At 66.3% G+C, this 24,733-nt stretch carries 27 protein-coding genes; 5 read left to right on the top strand and 22 right to left on the bottom strand.

Features of this window, described 5'->3' with window-relative positions:
• Positions 1 to 2: 2 nt before the first annotated feature.
• The 3 genes from ON40_RS05690 to ON40_RS05680 all read right to left on the bottom strand — a co-directional run bounded on the left by ON40_RS05690 (position 3) and on the right by ON40_RS05680 (position 3,282).
• Complete coding sequence (locus tag ON40_RS05690) at positions 3 to 896, bottom strand: DUF8017 domain-containing protein (RefSeq protein WP_157186207.1); 894 nt, start codon at positions 894 to 896, stop codon at positions 3 to 5.
• A 225-nt stretch (positions 897 to 1,121) separates the two neighbouring features.
• Positions 1,122 to 2,624 (bottom strand): alpha/beta fold hydrolase, encoded by a 1,503-nt coding sequence (locus tag ON40_RS05685; RefSeq protein ID WP_040819149.1) that lies wholly within the window; start codon positions 2,622 to 2,624, stop codon positions 1,122 to 1,124.
• A gap of 100 nt (positions 2,625 to 2,724) precedes the next feature.
• The gene (locus ON40_RS05680) at positions 2,725 to 3,282 is read right to left on the bottom strand and encodes a TIGR03086 family metal-binding protein (protein WP_040819146.1); all 558 of its coding nucleotides are present in this window, start codon (positions 3,280 to 3,282) and stop codon (positions 2,725 to 2,727) included.
• 226 nt (positions 3,283 to 3,508) lie between these two features.
• Here ON40_RS05680 and ON40_RS05675 point away from each other — a divergent pair, with 226 nt between their 5' ends.
• Positions 3,509 to 4,639 carry a metallophosphoesterase gene (locus ON40_RS05675; protein ID WP_245567679.1) on the top strand — a complete coding sequence of 377 codons (1,131 nt, stop codon included), beginning with the start codon at positions 3,509 to 3,511 and terminating at the stop codon, positions 4,637 to 4,639.
• A 13-nt stretch (positions 4,640 to 4,652) separates the two neighbouring features.
• Here the strand turns inward: ON40_RS05675 and ON40_RS05670 are convergent, their stop codons facing one another.
• From ON40_RS05670 to ON40_RS51690, 4 genes are all read right to left on the bottom strand, one after another.
• A complete protein-coding gene (locus ON40_RS05670; RefSeq protein WP_157186206.1) occupies positions 4,653 to 5,693 on the bottom strand; it encodes a serine hydrolase domain-containing protein in 1,041 nt (346 codons plus the stop codon).
• A gap of 36 nt (positions 5,694 to 5,729) precedes the next feature.
• A complete protein-coding gene (locus tag ON40_RS51695) occupies positions 5,730 to 5,906 on the bottom strand; it encodes a hypothetical protein (RefSeq protein WP_157186205.1) in 177 nt (58 codons plus the stop codon).
• Between the two features lie 66 nt (positions 5,907 to 5,972).
• Positions 5,973 to 6,536: an ESX secretion-associated protein EspG gene (locus ON40_RS05665; RefSeq protein WP_040819145.1), complete on the bottom strand. Its 564-nt coding sequence runs from the start codon at positions 6,534 to 6,536 to the stop codon at positions 5,973 to 5,975.
• Positions 6,533 to 6,673: a hypothetical protein gene (locus tag ON40_RS51690; protein WP_157186204.1), complete on the bottom strand. Its 141-nt coding sequence runs from the start codon at positions 6,671 to 6,673 to the stop codon at positions 6,533 to 6,535. The genes ON40_RS05665 and ON40_RS51690 overlap by 4 nt, the downstream gene beginning before the upstream one ends.
• Between ON40_RS51690 and ON40_RS51685 the strand changes: the two genes are divergently transcribed.
• Positions 6,672 to 6,818, top strand: a complete 147-nt coding sequence (locus tag ON40_RS51685; RefSeq protein WP_157186203.1) for a hypothetical protein — start codon at positions 6,672 to 6,674, stop codon at positions 6,816 to 6,818. The two genes, ON40_RS51690 and ON40_RS51685, sit on opposite strands and share 2 nt — an antisense overlap.
• Positions 6,819 to 6,882: 64 nt before the next feature.
• Here ON40_RS51685 and ON40_RS05660 read toward each other — a convergent pair whose 3' ends face one another.
• The 7 genes from ON40_RS05660 to ON40_RS05625 form a co-directional block, all read right to left on the bottom strand.
• A complete protein-coding gene (locus ON40_RS05660; protein ID WP_040819144.1) occupies positions 6,883 to 7,899 on the bottom strand; it encodes a hypothetical protein in 1,017 nt (338 codons plus the stop codon).
• 33 nt (positions 7,900 to 7,932) lie between these two features.
• Complete coding sequence (locus ON40_RS05655) at positions 7,933 to 8,322, bottom strand: hypothetical protein (protein ID WP_040819141.1); 390 nt, start codon at positions 8,320 to 8,322, stop codon at positions 7,933 to 7,935.
• 486 nt (positions 8,323 to 8,808) lie between these two features.
• Positions 8,809 to 9,390 (bottom strand): F0F1 ATP synthase subunit B family protein, encoded by a 582-nt coding sequence (locus ON40_RS05645; protein ID WP_051192723.1) that lies wholly within the window; start codon positions 9,388 to 9,390, stop codon positions 8,809 to 8,811.
• Positions 9,387 to 9,896, bottom strand: a complete 510-nt coding sequence (locus ON40_RS05640; RefSeq protein WP_040819139.1) for a F0F1 ATP synthase subunit B — start codon at positions 9,894 to 9,896, stop codon at positions 9,387 to 9,389. Before ON40_RS05640 ends, ON40_RS05645 begins: the two co-directional genes overlap by 4 nt.
• A 6-nt stretch (positions 9,897 to 9,902) precedes the next feature.
• Complete coding sequence (locus ON40_RS05635; RefSeq protein ID WP_040819136.1) at positions 9,903 to 10,160, bottom strand: F0F1 ATP synthase subunit C; 258 nt, start codon at positions 10,158 to 10,160, stop codon at positions 9,903 to 9,905.
• A 45-nt stretch (positions 10,161 to 10,205) separates the two neighbouring features.
• A complete protein-coding gene (atpB, locus tag ON40_RS05630) occupies positions 10,206 to 10,880 on the bottom strand; it encodes a F0F1 ATP synthase subunit A (protein WP_245567690.1) in 675 nt (224 codons plus the stop codon).
• 116 nt (positions 10,881 to 10,996) lie between these two features.
• A complete protein-coding gene (locus tag ON40_RS05625; protein ID WP_040819135.1) occupies positions 10,997 to 11,377 on the bottom strand; it encodes a hypothetical protein in 381 nt (126 codons plus the stop codon).
• 436 nt (positions 11,378 to 11,813) lie between these two features.
• Between ON40_RS05625 and ON40_RS05620 the strand changes: the two genes are divergently transcribed.
• The 3 genes from ON40_RS05620 to ON40_RS05610 all read left to right on the top strand — a co-directional run bounded on the left by ON40_RS05620 (position 11,814) and on the right by ON40_RS05610 (position 15,219).
• Positions 11,814 to 12,104 carry a DUF3311 domain-containing protein gene (locus tag ON40_RS05620; RefSeq protein WP_040819134.1) on the top strand — a complete coding sequence of 97 codons (291 nt, stop codon included), beginning with the start codon at positions 11,814 to 11,816 and terminating at the stop codon, positions 12,102 to 12,104.
• A 37-nt stretch (positions 12,105 to 12,141) separates the two neighbouring features.
• Positions 12,142 to 13,638, top strand: a complete 1,497-nt coding sequence (locus ON40_RS05615; RefSeq protein ID WP_040819132.1) for a sodium:solute symporter family protein — start codon at positions 12,142 to 12,144, stop codon at positions 13,636 to 13,638.
• 408 nt (positions 13,639 to 14,046) lie between these two features.
• Positions 14,047 to 15,219, top strand: a complete 1,173-nt coding sequence (locus ON40_RS05610; RefSeq protein ID WP_051192720.1) for a glycosyltransferase family 4 protein — start codon at positions 14,047 to 14,049, stop codon at positions 15,217 to 15,219.
• A 113-nt stretch (positions 15,220 to 15,332) separates the two neighbouring features.
• Here ON40_RS05610 and ON40_RS53885 read toward each other — a convergent pair whose 3' ends face one another.
• From ON40_RS53885 to ON40_RS05570, 8 genes are all read right to left on the bottom strand, one after another.
• Positions 15,333 to 15,839 (bottom strand): MarR family winged helix-turn-helix transcriptional regulator, encoded by a 507-nt coding sequence (locus ON40_RS53885; protein ID WP_040819130.1) that lies wholly within the window; start codon positions 15,837 to 15,839, stop codon positions 15,333 to 15,335.
• On the bottom strand, positions 15,836 to 17,638 hold the full coding sequence (locus ON40_RS53880; protein ID WP_218008741.1) for an FUSC family protein: 1,803 nt from the start codon (positions 17,636 to 17,638) through the stop codon (positions 15,836 to 15,838). The genes ON40_RS53885 and ON40_RS53880 overlap by 4 nt, the downstream gene beginning before the upstream one ends.
• A 355-nt stretch (positions 17,639 to 17,993) precedes the next feature.
• Complete coding sequence (locus ON40_RS05595) at positions 17,994 to 18,977, bottom strand: AraC family transcriptional regulator (RefSeq protein ID WP_051192718.1); 984 nt, start codon at positions 18,975 to 18,977, stop codon at positions 17,994 to 17,996.
• Positions 18,978 to 19,385: 408 nt separating this feature from the next.
• The gene (locus ON40_RS05590; RefSeq protein WP_040819127.1) at positions 19,386 to 20,195 is read right to left on the bottom strand and encodes an aldose epimerase family protein; all 810 of its coding nucleotides are present in this window, start codon (positions 20,193 to 20,195) and stop codon (positions 19,386 to 19,388) included.
• Positions 20,196 to 20,281: 86 nt separating this feature from the next.
• Positions 20,282 to 21,304: a lactonase family protein gene (locus tag ON40_RS05585; protein WP_245567678.1), complete on the bottom strand. Its 1,023-nt coding sequence runs from the start codon at positions 21,302 to 21,304 to the stop codon at positions 20,282 to 20,284.
• Positions 21,301 to 22,701: a sugar porter family MFS transporter gene (locus tag ON40_RS05580; RefSeq protein WP_085997649.1), complete on the bottom strand. Its 1,401-nt coding sequence runs from the start codon at positions 22,699 to 22,701 to the stop codon at positions 21,301 to 21,303. The genes ON40_RS05585 and ON40_RS05580 overlap by 4 nt, the downstream gene beginning before the upstream one ends.
• A 157-nt stretch (positions 22,702 to 22,858) precedes the next feature.
• Positions 22,859 to 23,662, bottom strand: coding sequence for an NAD-dependent epimerase/dehydratase family protein (locus tag ON40_RS05575; protein WP_040819125.1), 804 nt, complete (start codon positions 23,660 to 23,662; stop codon positions 22,859 to 22,861).
• A 46-nt stretch (positions 23,663 to 23,708) separates the two neighbouring features.
• Positions 23,709 to 24,548, bottom strand: coding sequence for an IclR family transcriptional regulator (locus ON40_RS05570; RefSeq protein ID WP_083895425.1), 840 nt, complete (start codon positions 24,546 to 24,548; stop codon positions 23,709 to 23,711).
• Between the last annotated feature and the right edge of the window lie 185 nt (positions 24,549 to 24,733).

Here is a 24,733-nt window from a genome sequence, read left to right as displayed (position 1 = left end):
GATCAGCGCAGTTCGCGCACGCTGGTGAGGATTTCGCGCGCCTGGGCGGGCGTCAGCTCTCCCGCCGTGCCACGGTCCGCGAGGACGGCCAAGACCAGCACCGAACCCGACGGGGCGCGGAAGGCGAAGGTGTACACCGAGAATGTCGTTGTGCTGCAACCCGATCGGCTGGGCGTCCAGGCACCGGAGGTCTCCACGTACTGTCCGGTGATCCCGCTGCGGGTGGTCAGCTCGACGGCCGGCGCTGCGGCACCGCCGCCCGAACCGCCGTAACTGGTCTGTGCCGCGGTGGTGCCGACCGCCGTCGCCGCCTGGGCCGGATCTCCCTGCCCCGAATCGGTGAGGGTGGCGACCGCCCGGAATCCGGATCCCGGGCAGTAGTGCGCACCCTCATCGGCCTGGCCGTGCCCGGTGAATCCGCCGATCGTCCATGTGGTGCTCGCCGGTTCGATGATCCACCCGGTGGGCACGTCGTAACCGATCCCGAAGGCCGGCACCGCAACCCCCTGATATCCCTGGACCATCGCATCGGTGGTCGTGGCGTCCGGGCCGAGCGTCGCCCCGGTCCGCGAGGGCGGCACGCTCCGCTGCGCGGCCGTTGCCTGATGCGGCAACCTGTTCAGCACCGTCACACCCGCGGCGACCGCCACAAGCAACGCCACCCCGGCCACGACGAGGACGCCGACACGTTTCCCGCGCAACCACCGCATCCTCGAATCGGACTGCGGCGCAACCTTCTCGGACTCCGAAGCTCGGTCGGCATCCACGTGCTCCCCCGACTGCCGCACACCCGCCAGCGCATAACTGACCTGCCACCCGGCGGCCCCGTACTGCCCATTCGCCCCGGGTGACGCCTCCGCACCCGACTCGGATGCCACTCGCCCCGGAACAGCCACCTGCTGCTCATCACCCCCCGAGGAGTCATCGCCAGGCTGCAAGTCCGAAACTACTTGCTGCACAGCAGGATCCGGACTCTCCTCGCCCGGCGCCCCCGAACCTTCCCCCCAGCTCTCGTCTCTCACGCCAATTCGTTCCTGATCCGCGCGGCTGCTGCCTGGCACCCATGATGCCCGCACAACCCGTCCCCGGCGACACATCGTACGGTCCGACGCCCGCGACGGCTATTTCGGGAAGAACTCCGGGTCGGGTTCGCAGGTGACGTCGGTGGCGGGCAGAGCGCCGGTGGCGAGGTAGGTGTTGACCGAATCGTTCACGCACGGACTCAGACCGGGACGGAAGGAACCGTGAATTCGGGTGTCGGCCAGGGTCACCAGGCGCGAGGCCGACAGATCACGGTGCAGCGCAACACCTTCCGGATAGGCGGTGCGGGTGTCGTGGACAACGGCCAGGATCAGCGCCGGCGTCGCATTGTGCACCTGGGTCGCGGGTTCCAGCGGATCGGGCCAGTAGGCGCAGACGGTGATGTTGTTGGCGAACGCGCCGAATACCGGCTGGGTCGGCCGAGCGGCCTCGATATTGCGGTAGTACCAGGCCGGATTGCGGGGCGCGGCCCGATCACCGCACGTCACCGCCGCCATCCCGGCCGCCTCCGGCGCAGCTCCGCTGATCTTGGATTTGAGTTTCGACACGTCCAGCGGTTTACCGTCGACGCCGTCGGACAGCAGCCGCACGACATCGGCCAGGCCGGCGTTCATCTTGGGGTTCGACAGCAGTGCGAGCAGCATGATCGGCACGGTGTGCTCGTCGACCAGATATCCGGAGCCGAGGCTGATCACCGGATGCGCCGCCGCACGACGGATCATGTCCTCCACGAATGCGCGCACCTGCTGCGGGGTCGCGCCGAAGTGGTACTGGTCGTCGTGCCGGGCGGCCCACGCCGCCCAGTCGTCCAGGGCGTACTCGTTGATCGGGCCCATGTCCTGGTACATCCCGACCCAGTAGCGATCGGGATCCACCGCACTGTCCAGCACCATCCGATCGGTGCGCGACGGGAACATCTGCGTGTACACCGCGCCGAGGTAGGTGCCGTACGAAGCGCCGTAATAGCTGATCTGCTCGACGCCCAGCGCCGCCCGGATGACGTCCATATCGCGAGCGGTGTTCCGCGTGGTGATGTTGCGGAGCTTGTCGATGTCCCCGGCCAGGCAGGACGCGGCCAGCACGGCGGCCAGTCCGGTGTCGCGGGCATAGCCGAACACGTCGAATCCGGACGAGAACAGCATCGTCGGCAGTGGAATCGCGCAGTGCACCGCATCCGAGCGGCCGATACCGCGCGGGTCCATGCCGATCAGGTCGTATTGCGCCCGCACATCCGGGGTCATCCCCTTCTGCACGGTTACCATCGTCTGCAGTCCCGCGCCGCCGGGCCCGCCCGGATTGGACAGCAGCACCCCGCGCCGCCGCGCCGGATCGGTCGCCGCGATCCGCGAGATCGCGATGGTGAGCGTCCGCCCGTCGGGATGGCTGTAGTTCAACGGGACGAGCACTCCCGCACACGACGCACCGGCGGCGTCGAGCGTGCCGTCGTGACAGGGCTGCCAGTCCGGTCGCTGCTGGTAGAACCGGTCCAGCGGGTCCCGTGCGTGCGCAGGCCCCGCGGCGAACCCGGCCACGAGAACAATCCCCATCATCGAAACGAGCCAGCGAAACCACCGTGTCGGCATCGGTACTCCTCGCAGAAAGCCACCCCTGTGCGAACCTCATCTACAGGTACAGGTTCTTCACCCGGCATGCGACGAGACGCGCCCGACTTGCGGTAGAACCTCAGACCACGCGACCGGTGAACGCGGCGAGTTTGTCGAGGGCGAGAGCATCCTGCGCGACGGGCTGCTCGTCGTCGAAACGCCCGGCGCGGGAATGTTCGGCCATCTGCACCCTGATGTACGCGAGAGACTCCTCGACCAGATCCTCCGGCAGATCGGCGCGAAGTCCCGTGGCACGGGCCAGATCCCAGCCGTGAGTGAGCAGATCCGCCATCCGGATCCGCAACCGCCCCACGCCGGTGGCATCGCCCAGCGGACCCGAGAAGGTCTTGTCCAGCACTCCGGGAGCGCCGAAGGCGGCCGTCACCGCCGCGGCGGAGGTCCGATAGGCCGCGAGCGGGTCGGTCCCCAGAGGATCGGCCTGCCGATCCGGCATCGGACCACCCTCCAGCAACGCCGTGAACACGAGGTTCAACCCGACCAGATGGGCCACCACGTCGCGCACCGTCCATTCGGTGCACGGCGTGGGCGCCTCCCACTGCTGCGGTTCGATCCGCGCGATCAACTCACCCACCGCCTCGAAGGCCCGCCCGAGGTCGGCAACAGGATCCGATGTCATAGAGCGACCCTATGACCACTCCCGCCACCGGTAAACCGAGTAGGCCCGGTCGGCCCGCGATTCCGCGCGCGTCGGCCGAGTCGGCGGATCGGTATGTCGGCGACGGGCGACGGAGGTGATCCGACTCGGGAATCTCCGTCGAGGAAAGGGGTGTTCGTGCAGGGTATGGTCGGTTGGGCCGGGTGTGGTGCCCTGCGCTGCGCTCACACGGACGAGGACAACCCTGGTGAAATACATTCCGCGCCTGATCATGTTTCTGGCGATTCCCGCCATCCTGTTCGCACTGCCGTGGTGGACGGTGATCGGGGCGGTCACGACCGGACCCGCGTTCTGGGTCGGCACGGCGGTCTTCCTGCTCGGCTACCTCAGCCTGCCCGCGGGGATGTTCTTCGGGCACGGGCCCGCGCAGTCCGATGCCGGGTCGATCGTGGGCGACACGTTGCTCGGGGTGATGTGGGTCTTCTTCACCTGGTCGGTGATCGGGAATGTCGCCGGGCTGGTGCTCGCCCTGGCGGGGGTGCACGATCCGGCGCGTTCGCGGATCGTCGCGGTCGGCGTGCTGGCGGTGTCGGCGGTGTTGGTGGCGTGGAGTATTCGCGAGGCGCGGCGGGTGCCTCGGGTCCGCGAGGTCGACGTGCCGATCCACGGACTCGGACCCGGTCTGGACGGTCTTCGGCTGGTGGTGCTCACCGATACCCACTACGCGGCGCTGAACCGGCTGCGCTGGTCCGAGCGGGTGGTCGAGATCGTCAACGAGTTGCAGCCCGATATCGCTTGTCACGCAGGCGATCTCGCAGACGGCTCGGTGGCGAAGCGGCATCCGCAGGTCGACCCGCTGGGCAAGGTCGAGGCGAAATTCGGCCGGTTCTACATCACCGGCAACCACGAGTACTTCGGCGACGCACCCGGCTGGCTCGAGCATATGACCGCACTGGGCTGGCAGCCGCTGCGCAACCAGCACGAGATCATCACCCGCGGCGAGGACAGCCTGGTGATGGCAGGCATCGACGACCCGACCGGCACCGGCCTGGAAGGCCACGGCCCGAATCTGCCCGCCGCCCTCGCCGACGCCGATCCGCAGCTACCGGTCGTCCTGCTCGCCCATCAGCCCAGGCAGGTGGCAGATGCGGTGAAAGCCGGTGTCGCCCTGCAGATCTCCGGACACACCCACGGCGGGCAGATCTGGCCGTTCCACTACCTGGTCCGACTCGAGCAGCCGGTGGTCGCCGGATTGAGCGAACACGGCGAGCACACCCGCCTCTACACCAGCCGCGGCACCGGCTTCTGGGGTCCTCAACTGCGCCTGTTCGCGCCCAGCGAGATCACCGTGCTGACACTGCATCCGGCGTCCGCATGAGCTGTGTTGGGGCTCAACGATCGACGAATCTGGGGTAGAGCGTCCGCACGATCGCGAGGGCGATCTCCATGCTGACGGCGTCGACATCCACCGATGCGTTGGTCACCACTGCGACCGAAACATCCTCGGCGGGATAGCGGTACACCGCGCACGACGAACCGGGCATCCGGCTGTTGTGGCCGACCAGCGCGCCGAGGCGCTGCACGCCGAGCCCGTACCGATGAAAGGCCCGCCGACCGTCCAGGTGTATCGGCGTCAATCGCTCACGCTGCAGTTCCGCTGGTAGCAGTGTGCTGTCGGCGAGCTCACGCACCCAGATCAGCAGGTCGTCGACCGTCGAGGTCATCGCACCGGCCGTCCACAGGGCATTGGGGTTCATATCGCCGAGTTCGCGCAGTGTGTGGCCGTCGGCCAGCAGCGCGTAGGTCGTCGGATGCGGGTCGGGAAGCTGTGCGACCGAGGGGAATTCGGTGCTGGTCAAGCCCGGCACCGACGCGACGACATCGCCGTTGATCACGTCGGCGGCGGGCCTGCCGGTCACCTGCTCGAGCACGAGGCCGAGCAGAATGTAGTTGCTGTGGCAGTAGTCGGCCTTGGCCCCGGGTTCGAAAGCCGCTGGCCTGCTTCGCATCACGTCGACCTTGCGTTCCTGCGACCAGTCCCCGTCGGCGGTGTAGAACGACATGCCGTCGCGCGCCGGCAGCCAATCCAGCGAATGGACGAAGTCGGCGACACCGGACGTCATGTTCAGCAGCTGTTTGATCGTGATGCGCTCACCATTCGAGATCCCTGGGACGAACGAATCGAGCGCGTCGTCGAAACCGATTCGGCCACTGTCGATCTGCTGCAGGACAGCCGTCGCGGCGAACGATTTCGTGATACATCCGACGTGCCGATGGTCGCCGATCCGGAACGGTTCGCCGGTGGTCACGTCCGAGACGCCCAGTGCCAGCTCCCATCGTCGACCGTCCAGTTCGACGACCGCGCCGAGGCCGGGCAGGCGTCTGTCGTGGAACTGCGTCTCGAGCAGGAACTCGAGTGTGTCACGCGTCATCTCGTCGAACATCGCGCTACTCCCGCACTCGCGCGCTCAGGAGACTCGGAAGTCCGGTTCGGCGGGCCGGTTCTCCCGGATCCGCCGGACCAGTGCGGCGACTCGTTGGTTGACGAATACCTCGAATGCGTTGTCGTCCACCGGAATCGCGACCGGATCCGGCTCCGGCTCGATCAGGTAGCGGCCGTCGTCGGCGAGGTCGCGCCAGCGCACGAGATAGCCGCGGCGGTCTTGGATCCAGTGCGCCCTGCTGCCCGGCTCGACTTTCAGCTCGCCGAGCTACGTCGCCTTCGCATTGCGCCAGCGGTCGGAGCGCCGACGCGCCGAGTCGTTCGTGTCGAGCACCGGCGAGGTGCCGTAGCCGCGGTCCATTGCGTCCGGCTGCTGCGGGAGGATCGGGACTTCGCCCTGATTACCGCGCCCGACCTTCGGCAGCTGCTCGATCACGGCTTTCGCCAGCCCGACGACGTCGGTCTCGTAGACGTCGACATCACCGCCGCGCTCGATACTCTCGCCGGGCTGCTGAACCAGAACCACCGCATAGCCCGCGCGACGCAATCCGAGGACGCGCGTCACCGCCGACATGTCGGTCTCGTCGTCGGGCGCCTCGCCCGCCGCCCGGATGACGATGTCCGGGTCGACCGCAGCCTCCCACAACTGCCGCGCGTCGACCGGCAGAGTCCTCAGAAGCCGTTCTGCGGTCTCCCTTTTCGCGCGGATGTAGTCGTCCTCGTACTGGTGGGTCGGCCAGTGCGTCAACGGAAACGGCAGCCTGTCGTTCGACATCAGCTCCCAGAGCACCACGACCTCCAACGACGTCAGCCGGAACCGGTGCACACTCATCCGTCGACCACCGGCTTCGATGTCACCGGCGCGTCGCCCACGGCCTGTTCGAGCCACTCCTGCGACTCCAGGAATTCGGCGCGCTTCTTCTCCTTCGCGTTCTGATTGCCGCGTTGCGCGGCTCCCATGGGGCTCATGCCCGGCATTCCCATCCCGCTGCTGCTGGTGGCGAGTCCGGCTTTGACCTGTCCGGTGACGTTTTCGCCGAGTGCGGAGGTCGTGGTCGCGCGCGGGAACAATGTGGACGACGTCGCCGACTCTCTCGCCGACAGCGACGACTGAGCGCCGAAGCTTCTGCCGCCACCACCGGAACCGCCGCCAGCACCGATCGCACTGCCCAACCCGTTCAGCGCCGAGGAGGTAAGCCCCGCCACGGCAGGGGCCTCCAGGCTGCCGGCGAGGCTCTGGGCGTCGGTCTGCGCCGACTTCTGCGTGAACTGCTGTCCGATCTGCTGAGCAGTCTGCATTCCCTCTTGCAACCCCTGCTGCAACATCTGTTCGACCTGCTGAGTCGTCGTCTGTTGCTGCTGCCCCTGTTGTTGCTGTTGCTGTTGGTTCTGTTCTGCTCTTGTTCTTTCTGCTGCTGTTCCAGTTGCTTGGCGTAGCTCGTCGGCGTCAATGAGGGCATACTCGGGCCCGCCGGACCGGGCCCCGGGGTGCTGACCGAGGGCCCGGGGCCAGGAGTGCCGGTGCGGTTACCGGTCGGGTCCGGGAGCCCGGTCGTCACCGGTTGCGGGAGCGGGAATACCGGCATGACCGCGTCCACGGATTTCCCGCCGGGAACGAACACCTCGTTCATGACGTCGTTGGCCCGCTGCGTGAGCAAACTCTTCAGTTGCGCGCGCGACTCGGCGGTGTCGTAAGTGCCGGAATTGGTCACGACCGACGTCTTCCCGTCGACCAGCATGCCCTTGTCGTCGGGAATATTGTTTCGCGTGATGTCGAGGAATTCCGCCGAGAAATCCAGACTGTGCGCGATCGCGTTGATGACGATGGGGAGCTGCGCCAGTTGATCGGCGTAGCGCTGCACCGCCGTCGACGCGGTGCTACCGCCGTTCGAATCCCAGGAATCGATGATCTTCGATTTCACTTCGTTCGAGAACTTGTTGGCGAGCGTATTCAGTGAGCTGCCGTGGCCGCGCCAATTCTTGGCCATATCTCGTACCGATCCGGATTTGATCGAATCGCGGTACTTCACAAGAGTGTCCAGGTCCTTGCCATAGGTCTCCCATGCGACCTGGCTGATCTCGGTCCCGACCGAGCTGTCGGTGCCCAGCATCGTATTCTTGTCGGCGTTCTCGCTTTTCGGCTTGAAATCATCTCTCAGCTGGTACGAGTTCGGAATATGGGCCTCGTCACCCATTGGCCACCTCCTCGGGCATGGACGGCTGGGATCCTACGACTTCGGCCGGTAATCGTTCACGGTCGAGTCGTACTTGGAAAGGTCTGCGGCAGAAGCATTTTCGTTCGTCAGGTACGCACGGCCGGAAGCGATGAAGGTCTCCATCATGTCGGAGACGACGTCGCGGTGCTTCGTCAGCGCGTGCTGTAGTGAGGAGTCACCATTGGTCGCGCGGTCGTTGTAGCGCTGCGCGATCTCGATCGCGTTCGCGATGTTGCCGAAACCTTGGACGGCGGCCAGTTGCGTGGCGTTGTTGATCGCGCTGTCGAGTTCGGTGATCAACTCACCGCACAGCTTGGCGCAGTCCTCCGCGGCGTGCGGTTCCAGCCGGATGTAGTTTGCCTTGGCGGCCTTGGTGAGGCCGCCGAATTCGCTGTCTGCCATCGATCGGTCCTTCTACGACGGAATACTCGGAAAAATGGGGTCGCCCGGAACCGTCGACGTTCCCGCCGGTCCGGCGGTCGGGGCCGCAACGGACAAACCCCGGTCCGAACCGCGACGAACGAGTCGCTGCCTCGCGAATGCCAGGTAGCGCAGATGCATCAGATCGCGGGACACCGAGATCTGGTGGACCACAACCACTGTTGCGGTGAAATGACGCACCCCCCGTGCTTCGTTGTAATGCTCAGCCCTCGAGGTGGCTGCCGACCCCGCGGGTGTGCGGGAATGGAAAAGACCGTAGCGCGCAGCGATTATCGGGTGCAACGAGTTTTCTCGAACCTCGATCGGCATGCCGAGGCCGAAAAGCACAACGGGCCCGGAACTCCGGACCCGTTGTGCTGTATCGAGATTCTGTTGTGTCGAGCAGGGCCAGCCGCGAATCGGACTGTCGCAGTGCGGATCAGCCGGATCTGCGGCGACCGGCCGTGATCAGTTCCAGCGGGACTGCGCGCGGCGCTTGACCGCCGGTGAGGCGTGCGCGTTGGCCATCACCTCGAGGTCCTCCAGGAAGTTCTCGACGCTGTCGGCCTTGGCCTGCAGGGTCGCCACCTGCTGACGCACCCGCTCTTCGGTGCGATCGAGCATATTGGTGACGAGCTCGGCCTGCAGATCGCGCACTAGCTGCCGGTGCAGCTGGGCGATCTGATCGCGCCCCTGCTTACGCACCCGCTCGACCTCCGCGGTCGCCGCCTCGCGCATCTGCGCGATGATGTGGTCGGCATCGGCGCGGGCGTCGCCGCGCATCCGCTCGAGTTCGACCTGCGCCTCGGCCAGAGCGTTGTCGTAGGACTGCTTGGCCTCTTCGAGCCGGGTCGCGGCTTTGCTGCTCTCTTCGAGCTGGCGCGCGATGGCGTCCTGGCTCTTGGCCATCATCCGTCGCAGCGGGGGCAGGATCCACTTCACGAAGACGAAGATGATCACCACGAAGCCGAACAACTGGCTGAAGAAGACGGGCCAGTCGAACGAGATGTGATAGGGGCCCTCGGCGAGCACACCGCTCGTATTGATCATGAAGTAGCCCGTCCCCTTCGCTGGCCGGAGCTGGTACCGGCGTGCCCTTCGTCGCGCCCGACCACGCGATCGGCCAGGGACTGCGACAGCGGCTCGACCGCCTCACGCAGCTCCGCGGCGACCTGGTCGGCCTCGGCCCGCAGTTGCGCCGCGGACTCCGCGACGATGTTGTCCGCCTCCCGCTGCGCTTCGCCACGCAACTGCTCGAGGATGTTCCGCCCTTCGGCCCGTGCCTCGTTGCGGATATCGGCGGCCTCGGCTCGTGCCTTCTCGAGCGCGGACTCATATCTGGCCTGTGCCTCGGCGAACGTTTCCTTGGCCTCTTTGTTGTTCGCCGAGGTCTTATCGACCCGCTCCTCGCGCTCCGTCAGGACCTTGCGGATCGGCGGAACGACGAAGAACCAGATGACTCCGAGCACGATCAGGAAGATCAGCAGCTCGGCGAAGAAGGTTCCGTTGGGAATGAGGAAGTTCCCGGCGGCCTCCACATCGGTTCGCGGAGACATCTCGTATTACTTACCGGGAGTGGCGAATACGAACAGCGCCATGAAAGCGAGGTTGATGAAGTACGCGGCCTCCACCAGACCAACGGTAAGGAAGAAGTTACCGCGCAACCGGCCCTCGGCCTCGGGCTGCCGGGTCACACCGTTGATCAGCGCGGAACCCGCCAGGCCGTCACCGATACCGGCGCCGATCGCGCCACCGGCCATGATGATGCCACCACCGATGAGGGCACCCTGGACGATCTGAGCGGTTGCTGGATCTGCCATTTTCACTTCCTGTTCTCGAACAGTTACTCCGACCGGCGGCGCCGATCAGTGGTTTTCATGCTCCAGCGCCATCGACTGGCTGAAGTAGAGTACGGTCAGCAGCGAGAAAATGAACGCCTGAATCGCTCCGACGAACAGATCGAACATCTTCCAGATTGCGTTCGGGCCCCAGCTGATCCACACCGGGAACAGCGTTATCACCGCGATCATCACACCACCGGCGAACATATTGCCGAAGAGTCGCAGGGAGAGCGACAGTGGCTTGGCAATTTCCTCGATGACGTTGATCAGCACCATCGGACCCCATCCGGTGTGCCCCTTCAACAGCGCCTTGAAGTGGCCGCCGATGCCACGGCGCTTGATACCCGCACCCTGGTAGAAGACGAACACGAACAGCGCCAGGGCATAGACGAAGTTGACGTCCGAGGCGGGCGGCGACACCAGCTCACCCTCGCCGTACTGGACCGGCAGGACCGAGAGCCAGTTGGACAGCAGGATGAAGGTGAACAGCGTGACCGCCAGCGGCAGGACGAACGGCGCGACCCGCAGGCCGATCGCCGATTCCACCTGATCGCGCATCTGCACGGTGATGGTCTCGAAGAACAGCTGAACCCCGTTGGGCACACCGGAAGTCAGCTTGATGCGCAGGAAGATCGCCAGTGCGATCACGATGAGTGCGGCGACCGACGTCGAGACGATGGTGTCGACGTTGAAGTCCATACCGAAGAAGTGCGCGACGGCATGTTCGCCGACTTTGATCTTGGCACCGGAATCGGCAAGCGGGAGTTCGGACCGGGCGATCGAACTCGGGATACCGGTCAACGAGGCGTGGATCGTCATGACAGCTGGCGCATCGCTTTCCATTCGGGCAGGACAGTGTGAAGAACCAGGATGACCTGGAAGAGGGCCAATCCGAAGAAGACGCCGATGCCGTTGGGCCGGGCGAGGTAGGCCACCAGGATCGACAGTGCCGTCAGCCCGAACAGGCGGACCGCGGATGATAACAGCAACCCCTGCTTGCTGGGCGTCTCCGAGCGAATCTGGTGGGTGATGAACTTCCAGGTGAGCTGAGCATTCAGCCAGCCCAGCCCGAGTCCGATGCAGATGAACGTACCCAGCAACAACCGGTCGAGCGGACCTGCTACCACCAGAGCCAGCACACCGAACGCGGTCGCAACATAGGCCGCGCGGCGTATCCGGAGTCTGTCGACATTCACTGTGACACCGCCTCGCCGGTCGTCCCACCTCGTAGTGGGTCATGATTGTCCGTCAGCTTACACATACTCAACGACGTTGCGTAGCAACAATTTTGATCTTCACACAGATGATCTTGATATGTCTCGAAAACGCATCGGAACGGCTCTCCAGCGACTCACCAGCTATCGGGACAAATAGCCCATATCCGGCAATTCGGTCGTGACGCAACACTATCCGGCGTCGGTCCGGCAAAACCGGCGCCACGCCATTATGAGGGAGGGGTTTTCGGTGGAATGTCGCAATACAAACATGGGGTTCAGGGCTGGATCGGGCTCCCAGGAGGCGGATTCGGCGGCAACATCGGCCGCGGCCGACACGTGCCGGACCCCGGCGCGCGACCCCGGCATCGGCCAAGGTGAGTGAGACGATCGCCGGACCGCACCGAGAGGCGACACCATGCCGCAATTCCCGACCGCGCCCGAACCCATCCCCCTGCGCAGGCGCGGGAGAATGCTGTGGCTGCTCGCGCTGCCGGGCGTGCTCTACTGTCTCGCCCCCTTCGTGGCCAACCGGATCGAACCGCGCGTGGCCGGAGTCCCCTTCCTCATCGTGTACCTGCTCGCCGTGACGGTGCTGACCGGACCGGTGGTCGGCCTGGTGGCCCGGTTCGATCCGGCTCATCGCGCGGGCGCACCGGAATACGTGCCCGTCGACGACCACCCCGAACCTTCGGCGGAGGACGCATGAGCGAACCCGCGGAACCGAGCGTCGGCGAGGTGCGGTCGTGAGTGCTCACGCGGCGGTGGCCGTCTCCCTGTTCGCCGTCGCCATGGTCGTCGCCGTCGCGATCGGAGTGCTGTCCGGACGTGGCCGGGAACGTTCCATGTCGGAGTGGTCGGTGTCCGGGCGCGGCCTGGGCACCCTGTTCGTCCTGCTGCTGATGGCGGGCGAGTCCTATACGAGCTTCTCGTTCCTGGGCGCGGCGGGCTGGTCCTACCGGTACGGCGTGCCGATCTTCTATCTGATCGCCTACCTGAGCACCGGACTGGTCGCCGCCTACTTCGTCGCGCCGCTGCTGTGGACCTACTGCGCCCGGCACGGGCTGATGTCGATCGCCGATATCGCCGAATTCCGGTTCGGATCACGGGCGCTGGGCGTCGTTGTCGCGGTGATCTGCACGATCTTCCTGATTCCCTACGTGCAGTTGCAGATTCAGGGGATGGGCGTGGTGGTGCACGCGATGTCCTACGGGGCCATCGACCTGAAGGTGGCCGCCGTCGTGTCGTTCGTGGTGGCCGAGGCGTTCATCCTGGCCTCGGGCCTGCGCGGATCGGCCTGGGTGAGCGTGCTCAAGGATGCGCTCGCCGTGCTGTCGGTGGTGTTCCTCGCGATCTACGTGCCGTGGCACTACTTCCACGGTCCGGGCCGACTGCTGGACCGGCTGGTCACCGAACATCCGCAGTGGCTCACCTTTCCCGGCGCCGGCGGCGGGACCTTCGGCACGGCCTGGTTCATCTCGACGATCGTGCTGAACGTCGTGACCATCTGTATCTTCCCCACCACCGTCGCCGGGTATCTCTCGGCCGGCGGTCCCACTGCGCTGCGGCGCAATTCGATTCTGCTGCCCTGGTACCAACTGCTTCTGGTGATTCCGATGTTCATCGGCGCGGCCGCACTGTTCGTCGCGCCGAAGCTGGCCGATCCGGATCTTGCGCTGTTCACCCTGGTGACCGATTCGCTGCCGCCCACGGTGGTGGCGATCATCGGCGTCGCGGGGGCGCTGTCGGCCATCGTGCCGATGAGCGTATTCCTGGTGTCGATCGGAACACTTTGGGGCAGAACGATTCTCGGTGGCGGCCTGGCCGGGGCGGCGCGGAGCGCGACCGCCGAAAAGGGCAGATCCGGCGACCGGCAACGTGAATGGTCACGGCTGATCTGCCTGATCGCCGGTGCGATCGCCCTGGGCGGCGCGCTGCGATATCCGAAACTGCTGGTGAACCTGTCGGTGTTGTCCTACGAAGGCATTGCACAGTTGCTGCCCGCGGTGTTGTTCGGGCTCTACTGGCGACGCCTGACCGCCGCGGGGGCGGCGGCGGGACTGATGGTCGGCACCGCGATCGTGCTCGCCCTGCACGCGGCGGGCCTGGATCCGCTGTGGGGCGTCAACGGCGGACTGTTCGCACTGGCGGCGAATCTCGTGGTCGCGGCGATCGTCTCGACATTCGCACCGTCGCGCGCGGGTTCACCGAATGATCCCTTGCGTCCGATTGCCGAAGGATGAGAAGATAACAGGTGACCGTATGTGAAACGGTTATAGAGCCAGTTGTGTCTCGTAACGGATTTCGCCTCGGTCTCGGTGCCCCGATTTCGTCCGGGGCGGCCGGGGTGGAATCGCCTTTGCGCTACCTTCCGAACTGGTCATGCGGTATACAGACAAGAGGTCTATGTATGCGCACTTTATCTGCCGACAGCGAGCAAGAGCCGCATTCTATCGGTGCAATCCGGGCACTTCCGTAAGATTTTCGGACACATGATTAGCTAGCTGAATGCTGGGTATGTCTCAGCCTGGGATCGCGCCCGGTGAGACATGGACGCCCCGATACAGGAGCGCAAGCTCCTGCTTCAGGTGAGGCGTTGTCCACCTGAAGTTCCGATTGGTCGCAGCTTCACACGTTGAGGAGGCAGTACCATGAGTTCCATCCCGTCCGATGCCGATTCATGCATTGTGGGATTCCGAAAGTCCGTCGCACCGCTCAATATCGTCATGGTCGCACCACCGTATTTCGAAGTTCCACCGTCGGGGTACGGCGGCGTAGAGGCAGTGGTTGCGCAGCTCACGGACGCATTGACCGACCGCGGACATCACGTCACACTCCTGGGAGCGGGACGATCGGGAACCACCGCGCGGTTCGTCAAGGTGTGGGACGACATTCTCGCGGAACGTCTCGGCGATCCATTTCCCGAGGTACTGCACGCGCTGAAGGTGCGGCGCATCGTCACCGAATTGGCACGCACCGAGCGCATCGACATCGTGCACGACCATACCTTCGCCGGGCCACTGAATGCACCGATGTATTCCTCGCTGGGCATCCCGACCGTGGTGACCGTACACGGTCCGGTGGACGGTGAACCACAGGATTACTACCGGGCGCTGGGCAACTCCGCGGAGCTGATCGCGATCAGCGATCGGCAGCGGTCCCTGGCCCCCGGATTGAATTGGCTGAGCCGAGTGCACAATGCGGTGCGGCCCGCCGAATGGCCGTTGCGGCTGGAGAAGCAGAATTTCGCCCTCTTCCTGGGCCGATACGCACCCTACAAGGGGCCGGACCTGGCCCTGCAGGCCGCACATGCGGCCGATATTCCGCTGGTACTCGCGGCGAAGATGAACGAACCGCCCGAGCGGGAGTATTTCAATTCCGCGGTGCGCCCGCTGCTGACCGATCGCGACTGCGTATTCGGTGAGGCCGATGCGGTGGCCAAGCGACTGCTGCTGTCCTCGGCGCGGTGTCTGCTGTTCCCGATCAGGTGGGAGGAGCCGTTCGGGATCGTGATGATCGAGGCGATGGCCTGCGGTACGCCGGTTGTCGCGCTGCGCGGTGGCGCGGTCGAGGAGGTCGTCGAGGACGGGGTCACCGGAATCATCTGTGACGACCCGTCGGAGCTGCCCGCGGCCATCGCCGAGGTGCGTCGCATCGATCCGCTCGACTGCCGACGTCGCGTGATGGAGCGGTTCTCGGTGGACGAACTCGGGGCCGGATACGAGGCTGCCTACTACGCGGCGCTCGATGCCCGTTCGGTGCCGCAGATTCCGGCGGACATTCCGCAGTTCTCCCCGGCCATGTCCTTCGCCGCGAATCACTGATTCCGACCTGATTCGTATCCCATGCCCGACGGGGTACGAATCAGGGGGCGTGGATGTATCCGCCGATTGCCAGGTGCCCGTGTCCGGCCGGATGCAGGCATGGGCCCGGCGGATCAGTAGTCGACACTGCCCAGCTGGCCCTCGAGCAGAAGCAGCAGATCTCCCAGGATGCGGGCGAGTTCGCCCTGTTCGCTCCCGGGCAGCCGGGACAGCAGCGCCTGTTCGTAGGAAAGCTGTTGCGGGAAAAGACGATCGATGAGCTCCCGACCGGCGTCGGTGAGCGTGAGGTGAGCCACCCGGCGATCGCGCTCATCGATGCGACGCTGGACCAGGCCCTGTTTCTCCAGCCCCTGCACCCGTTTGGTGACCGCTGCCGGTGAGGCGAAGGTCTCGCGAGCCAGACGGCCGGGCGTCAGCTCACCGCCGATGCGCCGCAGTGCGGTCAGGATGTCGAATTCGGGGCGGCTCAACTCGGCCGTGCCCAACGGGGCGTCGGCGACCCGTTGCAGGAGCGCCGCACAGCGGTTGAGGCGGCCGAGCACCGCGATCGGGCCCAGGTTCAGCTCCGGATACACGACCTCCCACTGGCGCAGCACGCCTGCCACCGCATCCTCCGTCACCGGACGACCACCGGTAGCCGGACCGGAAGTTGCGCCAGCAGTTGATGTCCCGCTCGTTCGGAGGCGACGATCCGCTCCTCGGGCACCTCGGTGCTCCACCACTCCCCCGCGGCGATATCGGCCGATTCGCGCACCTCCATCAGTGCGGTCGCGAGCCGACGACGCGCGTCGTGATCCGCACGCCCGGAGCTCAGCGACTCGCGCGCACGGGCGAGTACGGCGTCGAGTTCGCGCAGGGCCAGCGCCACCCGATCGAAGGCGCGCCGGTTGGGTACGGCGAAACAGATCGCCACGGCCACGGCCGCGCCAACGCAGGTATCCAGCCAGCGGTCCAGCGCGAGCCGCCCGGCGGGCTGAGCCCCGGCGAACTCGACCATCACCAATGCCATCGGTGTCACGAATACCGACGCTACCCAATAGTTCCGGGAGATCGTCGCCTCGACCACGAGCTGACAGGCCAGCGCCACGGCGACCAGCGCCACCGGATGGACGGTCAGCGGGACCAGCGCGGTGAACAGGCCGACCCCGATCAGATTGCCCAGCAGCCGCTGCACCGTGCGGTGCCAGGACATCACGGTATTGGCGACGATCAGCACCGCGGCCGTCATGACCGCCCAGTACGGTCTGTCCACCCCCAGAGCGACGGATACCAGTCCGGCCGCGGCCGCGCCCACCGAAACTCGCACCGCGAGTGGGAATCCGGGCGCGGTGGGCCGGAAAGCCCTCAGCACCCGATGTATTCCGCTCGGTGCGTGTTCCGCGTCGCGTTGCATCGCGATACCGCGAATCTGGTCTCGTTCGGTGAGCAGGCAGTCGACCTCGGGCACCGCACGCCCACTTCGCAATTCGCGCGCCCAGTCCGCGAGCCGATCGGCCTCGGCGGCTCGTTCGGCCGCATCGGTGTGGCCGGAGCCGACCGAGGACGTGACAGTGCGATCGGGATATGCGGCGGCGGTGTGGAATTCGGACCGACCGGGGTCCGACGGGACGGATTGCGCTGCGGCGGCGAGGGATTCGGCGCGAACCAGCGCGCGGATCAGCGCGGTGATCTCGGCAACCCGCTGCGGGGTGTCGCAGGGAACCAGCCGAACGGTGTGCCAGGCGGCGTGACATGCGGCCGCGGCGTCGTATCGGGCGCGGGCCGCGACCGGATCGCCCGCGGGCGCCCGCACCAGCCGAGCGGTGGCACTCAGCGCTCGGGCGACGGCGAACCGCTCCGGGGCGTGCGGGCGCACCAGCGCGGGAGCCATGCAGACCACCCATGCCAGCACGCCGCCGGACAGGACGAGTTCGAGATGCTCCGGCACCTCGGCCAGACGCACCGGCAGGAATCCGGCGGCGGAGATGATGAAGGTGAAGATGACATTGCCGGGCGGGCCGATCCGCGAGGCGTCGCAGATCAACTTGCACAGGCCCGCAAGCAGTGCGAGGACCAGCACCCGGACCACCGCGGACTCGGTCAGCGCCGCGGTGGTGAGCGCGACGCCCACTCCCGCGATCATCCCGAAGACCACCCAGCCGAGCGCGCGCGCCCGCGCAGAATAGGGCAGACCGTGCCCGTAGAGCGCGCAGAGCCCGCCGGCGCAGGTGTAGAACGCCAGCGGCAGGTGTCCGGTGGCCACCAGCACCACCTCGGGCGCGCCGAGTGCGATCAGCCCGCTGACCGCGGACCGACGCCAGGTATCGGCGGCCGGGCGCATCCGGAGCACCCCGTGCAGCGAGAGCACCTGCCACGCGCGCCACAGCGTCCGAGCCGAGCGATCGACCGGGCGCAGATGCATGTGGGGTGGCGGGAACATACGAGAAGCTTAGCAGATGTTTTACCAGGAAAATATCTTGTTGTACGGCGTCTCACGACTCGTGTCCGCAGCGAGATCTCGAGGCGCTACAGTCTCCGAGATGACGGTCGGGCCGCGCCGAGGTTGCAGCGAGAAGTCTCTCGGGCGGATTTCCGGGTGTGAGTCACGGAAATGGCGAGTGCCGTGAAATAACTCGTAATTCAACTATTCCGACGGCCGATTGCTCGGTCCTGTGACACAGTTCCACCAACGACGTCGCCAATTGTGAACTATGACGATTTCTGACTAATCCAGACCTCACTTTCCGGCCGATCGGATCGGCCGGAATAGCATGCATCTCGCGGGAATAATCGCGTTATGCGCGACGCGTGAGGGACTGCCGGAACGCCCGCGGCGACATGCCGCGCCAGCGCGTGAATGCGTGCGTGAAGTTCGCGGTTTCGGCATAACCGAGCAGCCGGGCGACCTCCTCGACGGTCGACCCGCCACGCAGCAACTCCGCAGCTCGACTCTCACGCACATTGTTGAGCAGACCGCGGAATGTCGATCCCTCCGCGGCGAGCTGGCGGCGCAGGGTGCGCGCCGTGATGTGCAGCTCCCCGGCGACCTCGGCCATCGTGGGCACCACACCCGAATCACGCAGCAGCCGATCGCACACCGCCGCGGTCAGCCCGCGGCCGGTGCCGACCAGTTGACGCAACGCCTCCCCGAGTTGCCGCTCCACCATCGCCGCGGTGTGCGGATCGGCCTGCGGCATGGGCTGCTGCAGGAATGCCCGCGGAATGGCGATACTGTTGCGGACCTGCCCGGACAGCACCGGACAGCGATCGAACGGGGCCACCGAGGCCAGTTCCGCGACCCGCTCGGCCGAATCACGCAACCCGATCTCACGCACCGGAATGTCGACGCCGAGGACCTCTCCGGCGATGAAGACCAGCATGACGTCCCGCTCGACGAAGTAGGCCCGCACATCCTGCGGAACCGCCTGGCCGTCGACGACGATCACGACCTCGTCGTCACCCTCGTCGAGCGAGTACCGCGCGGCGACCGGAACCAGATCCTGGTAACGGATCGCGACATTGAGCACCGCGCCGACGGTCGCACTCGCCAGTGCCGCAAGGCCCGCCAGCCCGGCCTTGCCGAGCGTGGCGTGACGGGCGGTTTCCACGCCCAGTCCGGGCTTGTCCCCCAATGCGCGAAGCAGGTTGCGCGCGACGTCGTATTCCTGATCCGCCCAGAATTGGGCAAACTCGTCAGCCAGATTCTGCCCGGTAATTCCTGTGCCCCGTAATAGCGTTGAATCATCCAGTCCGTGCGCACGCCCAACCGCGATCATCATTCGCACACTGGCGCTGCTGCGAGGGAGTGCGCCGAACGGACTTCTGATAGGAACCACCGTCCGAAATTACCAACAAAAGGTCCCATCGTCACATTCTTCGGCCCGAAAACAGCTTCTAGTCTCATTTCAGGGCGGCGTCATACCCGACGTCTATGAGGAAGGGTAGGGGATCGTGGACAGGTTCAGTACTTGCTGGGTCGAGCCCATCGGGCTCACCGCCGAACGTGCACACTCCATCATGCAGATGCATCTGAACTGCCGAACCGACGAATGCCCCCGGCGGCGGGCCGCGGTACGCACCCTGATCCGAGTCGGACACCTGGTGCCCGACTCGTCTCGGGTGCACTGACCCTCCGGACCCCGCAGCCGATCCTTCGATCCGTCACGTGACCCGTTCTCCGGCCACTCCTAGGCCGGAACCCGCCAGGCCCAGGACATCTCGGCGGTCAGCGGTGCATCGGGCTCGACGATCGAGGGATCGGTGTTGAGTCCGTTCGGCGGTCCGGACTGCGGTTCGACGCAGACGGTGTCGGCCGGTTCGTCGTAGACGACCACCCATCGCAGTGGGCTGCGCACGGTCAACTCCAGTGCACCGGGCCAGTTCAGCGTGACCGACACCCCGTCGGGCATGCCGAAGCAGTCGTCCCACGGGGCGGGTTTCGGTGCGATCCGGTTCCCGTCCGGGAGGTAGTCCGCACCGCGCTCCTCCTGCCACGCCGGAGTGAAGTCGATGTCGACGGGCGCGCCGTCGGCGGTCAGGCGACGTTCGAACCACGGATGCCAGCCCACCTGTGCCGGAAAGGGTTCCGCGGCCGCTTCGACCGTCATCCCGAACAACGCTGTCTGCGCGCCCAGTTCGAAGGACTGGGTCACCCGGCCGGGGAACGGCCAGGGCTCACGAAGATCCTGTGCGAGAACGAGTTTGCTGTCGGAGTGCTGGACCACCTCCCACGGGTGGTCCCGCACCGTGCCGTGGATGGCGTGCGGCTCGGCGTTGCGGGGCAGCTGATACCGCTGCCCGGTGAATTCGAGGACGCCCTCACGCATCCGGCCGCACCAGGGAGCCATCGGGAAGCAGCCGAATCGCGGGCCGACGCGCAACAGATCGTGCGCACCCACGCGGAACCGGGCCATCCGGCCCGTCGCCGGGTTCACCGTCATCAGCACCTCGCCGGCGCTCAGTCGCAGCTCGCCCGTCACCGGGTTCTCCTCGGCCACCCTCGCCTCCAGACCTCACGCCGCCGCGCCGGGATCGGCGGGCTGTGCCCCTCATCAGCATTGCACAGCCCACCGACACGTCGAGCTCAGCGGAGTTCGACGATCTCCACCCAGTTCGGATCGCGCCCGAGCTCCTGACGTCCGCAGGTGGTCAGCGCCCCGGTATCGGGATCGATGGCGTGGACGGTCAGCGCGTCGGACTCCTGGCCCGCGGCGAGCAGGTACCGTCCGCTCGGATCGATGTCGAATCCGCGCGGGCAGGTCTCGGTCGCGGTGTGCCCCAGCGGTTCCAGCGCGCCGGTATCGGCGGCCACCCGGAATCCCGCCAGCGTGCTCGAACGTCGCTCGGACACATACAGATAGCGGCCGTCCGGGGTGAGCCGCACCTCCGCGGCCCATGGCTCAGCGCATCCCCCGGGAGTCGCCGAATATGTGCCGATCGGCGTGAGACATCCGGTGCCGGTGTCGAATTCGTAGCCGCCGACCGTCCCGTCCAGCTCGTTCACCACGTAGACCCACCGACCGTCCGGATGGAACACCAGATGCCGCGGCCCGGCCCCCGGCAGGGTCGGGACGCGCGGCGGGACGTTCAGAATGGGAACCCCGGTGACCTGGTCGAACAGATATTGCAGCAGCACATCGCCGCCGAGCGAGGCCGCGAACAGATACCGATTCGACGGATCGACCACGACCGAATGCGCATGCGGCGGCGTGGCGAGCACCACGCTCGGCTCGGACCCGGCGATCCCGTCCGGTCCGATCGGATTCACCGAGACGACGCTGCCGGAATAGGAGGCGGCGAACAGGAAACGACCGTGCCGATCGGTGGACAAATAGGCCATGTTGTCCGGCAACCGGACTCGCGCCTGTTCGGTGAGTTCGCCGGTGCCCGAGTCGATCTCGTAGCAGGCCACCGAATACGGCTCGGACCGCAGCGAGGCGTACAGGTGACGATGGCCGGGCCCGGTCGTCAACGGCATCACCGCCCCCGCGGTATCCACCGTCTGCACCGGTTTCAGCGCGCCGTCGTCCTCCAGCCGCAGCACCGAGATCTCGGCGCTGCCCGCGTTGGACACGTAGACGATCGTCGTCACGGAATCTCCGGTCACGCGGCCTCCTGGGTGGCGCCCGGGACGCGACCGCGCAGATCCATCTCGATCTGTTCCAGGCTGCGCCCCTTGGTCTCCGGGACGAACTTCGTCACCAGAACGTAGAGCACGACACTGACACCGGCGAAGATGAACGACGAGGCGGCCAGGCCGAGATGATCGCTCATCACCGGGAACAGGAAGGTGATGGCGAAGGTGGCCGCCCACAACACCGTGCTGCCGACGCCCATGCCGATCCCGCGCACCCGCAGCGGGAAGATCTCGGCCATCATCACCCAGACCACCGCGCCCCAGCCCAGTTCGTAGCCGACCCAGTACAGGCACAGCAGCAACAGGGCGATGATGCCGGTGCCGGTGCCCTTGTCCAGTCCGAGTACGCAGGCGCCCAACAGGATCAGCGACAGGGCCATCAGCACGTTGCCGATCAGCAGCAGCGGTTTGCGGCCCCAGCGGTCCACGACCAGGAACACCCAGGCGGTGAACACCAGTTTGACCGCACCCATGATGATCGAGGCCAGCAGCGAACCCGAGGTGGCCAGGCCGAGCTGCTTGAACATGGTGGGCGCGTACAGATTCACCGCGTTCGTTCCGGCGAACTGTTGTCCCACAGCGAGAATCAACGCGACGACCAGCGCGGGCCGCGCCCACGGGGCGATCAGATCGCGCAACGTGCCGCGCTGTTCGGAGTCGATCCGGATCACCTCGCGGATACTGCCGAGTTCGGCATCGATGTCGTCGTTGCGGTGGGTCTGAGTGAGCACCTCGCGTGCCTCGGCCTCGCGTCCGGCCTTGACCAGCCAGCGCGGGGTCTCCGGCATGAACATCAGGCCGACGAACAGGACCACGGCCGGAATCGCCGCGATGGCGAACATGATTCGCCAGTTGGCCGCGCCCGCACCGGACAGCGCCCAGTCGATGATGTACGCGATCAGGATGCCGGAGACGATCATCAGCTGATTCAGCGTCGAGAGCCTGCCGCGCACCCGGGTCGGCGCGAGTTCGGACAGATAGGTGGGCACCGTCGCCGAGGAACATCCCACGGCGACGCCGGTGATGAACCGCCCCACCACCAGCACCCCGAATCCGGGTGCGAACGTGCAGCCCAGTACGCCGATGACGAAGACGACCGAGGCGACCACGATGGCGGGCCGCCGCCCCCACCGATCGGTGATCCGGCCGGCGAACAGGGCTCCGAAGATCGCGCCGAAGGCGACCGAGCCGCCGACGACGCCCTGCGCGAACGAGCTCAGATGCCACAGGGGGTTGATGAACAACAACACTCCGGAGATCACGCCGAGGTCGTATCCGAACAGGATGCCGCCGAGCGCGCCGAAGAAGTACAGGTAGGAGATGCTGATCCGGCGTCGTTGTTCCGGCGCCGTTGCCGAGTGCTGCATGTGCTGCTTCCTTCACTACCAAACAAGTGTGCTCAGGGTCACATGCTCGATAGGGGGACGCAATACACATGACGATGCCCATTCGGTATCGTGTCATGCTGTCACATATGTGAACACACAGCGCATATGCAGCACCCGGCCGGCCGGAACTCCGGCGTCACAGCGGGTTGTGCTGCCCCAGCGGAATATCGCAGAACGCACCGCCCAGATAGCCGGGCAGCTCACCCGGAGGCATCCGATCGGCGAAGACCTCGGCGTCGTCGACGGGTCGATAGCCGATCTGCTCCCCCGCGCCCTGCGAGACCACCGCGCGAGTGTTCGCGGATATGCCCCACAGCACACGGAATCCCGGTTCGGCCGTGCTCAGGCAGGTCTCCAGCAACCGCGCGCAGTCCTGCGGAGACAACCAGAGCGAGAGCTGGCGAACGTCCGCGGGATGGTCGAAACAGCTGCCGATGCGCAGACAACTCACATCCATCCCGAACCGCGAGTGGTACAGACTGCCCAGCGCCTCCATGGTTGCCTTGCTCACGCCGTAGTAGGTATCCGGACGCGCACTGCTGTCGGCGGGCAGCCCGGCGGGACCGGCCTCGCCGATCCGGCGGAAGCCGACCGCGTGATTGCTGGACGCCAGGATCACCCGGGGCACCCCGGCCGCCTGCGCGGCCTCGAGCACGGTGTGCGTGCCGTCGATATTCACCTCGAGGATGCGCTCCCAGCTGTCCTCGCGACTGATCCCGCCCAGGTGGATCACCGCGTCCACGCCCTGACAGGCCGCCGTCACGACCTCGGCATCGGTGACCGATCCGGTGACGATCTCGACCTGTTCACCGGGTGCGGCGGGTTCGAGCGGTGCGATGTCCAGCAGTCGCAGGATGCGGCCGGGACGGGCGAGCCGGGGACGCATCAACGTCCCGACGATGCCCGCCGCGCCGGTGATGAGAATGCGCTGATCCGACATGGGTGAAACTCCTCGCTGTGGTGCATGCCGCGAAAGTCGCGGCGGGTCAACGGATTCCGGCGCGACGCAGCCGCATGGCCAGTTCGGCGGCAGCCTCGCGCAACACCTCGCCGATGCGGCGCTGCTCCCCCTCGGTCACCTGGTCCATCGGCATCGAGCAGCTCAGCGCGTCGGTGGCCGGAATCCGGTACGGCACCGCCGCGGCGGCGCAGGCAACACCCGCGGTGCCCTCCTGCCGCTCGGTCGCGTAACCGCGTTCGCGCACCACACCCAGTTCGGCGTGCAGAGCGTCGCGGTCGGTGATGGTGTGCACGGTGAGCGGGCGCAGCTGCGCGGGCAGCAGTTCGCCGAGTTCGGCATCGGCGAGTTCGGCCAGCAGCGCCTTGCCCAGAGCGGTCGCGTGGGCGGGCAGTGCCCGGCCGACCCGGGAGATCAGGTGTCCCGAGCTACGCGATTCGCGGGTCTCCAGATACACCACCTCGGCACCGGCCAGCCGGGCGTAGTGCGTGGTGAATCCGGTCTGCTCGCGCAGCCGCTCGAGCGTTTCGGTGGCGAAGGGCACCGCCGGATCGCGGTCGAGATAGGCGGTGCCGCACATCAACGCCCGCACCCCCAGCCGGAATCGGGTGCCGGTTTCGTCGGTCTCGATCCAGCCCGCATCACGCAGGGTGCGCAGCAGACCGTGCAGGCTCGATCGGGGAAATCCGGTGGCGGTGTGCAACTGCGCCAGCGACAACCAGGACTGCTGTGCGGCGAACACCTCCAGCAGGGTGATCGCGCGGCGCGCGGATTTGACCCCGGTCGCGGATTCGGCCGCGGAACCGGTCCCGGCGACGGGGTCGGATCCGGATTCGAGCAGATGCTCACTGCCGATGCGGCGCTGCATGGCACTCCTTCGGTGGGTGATCCGTGTCTCGGAGGCTATCCAGGCGCCTCCGCATTCTCAATCCCGAATACCTCCGGCTTTCGGAAAGTATTCAGATATATGAATCACGAGTGATACCTCTTGGGCATATTGTGATGCTGAAACGATGTTGGACGGGTATCACCGACTCGTCCTAGCCTGCAAAG

This window comes from Nocardia jiangxiensis NBRC 101359 (assembly GCF_000308615.1).
In the GTDB taxonomy this organism is placed as follows: Bacteria; Actinomycetota; Actinomycetes; order Mycobacteriales; family Mycobacteriaceae; genus Nocardia; species Nocardia jiangxiensis.
This window is presented reverse-complemented; position numbering and strand designations above follow the sequence as displayed.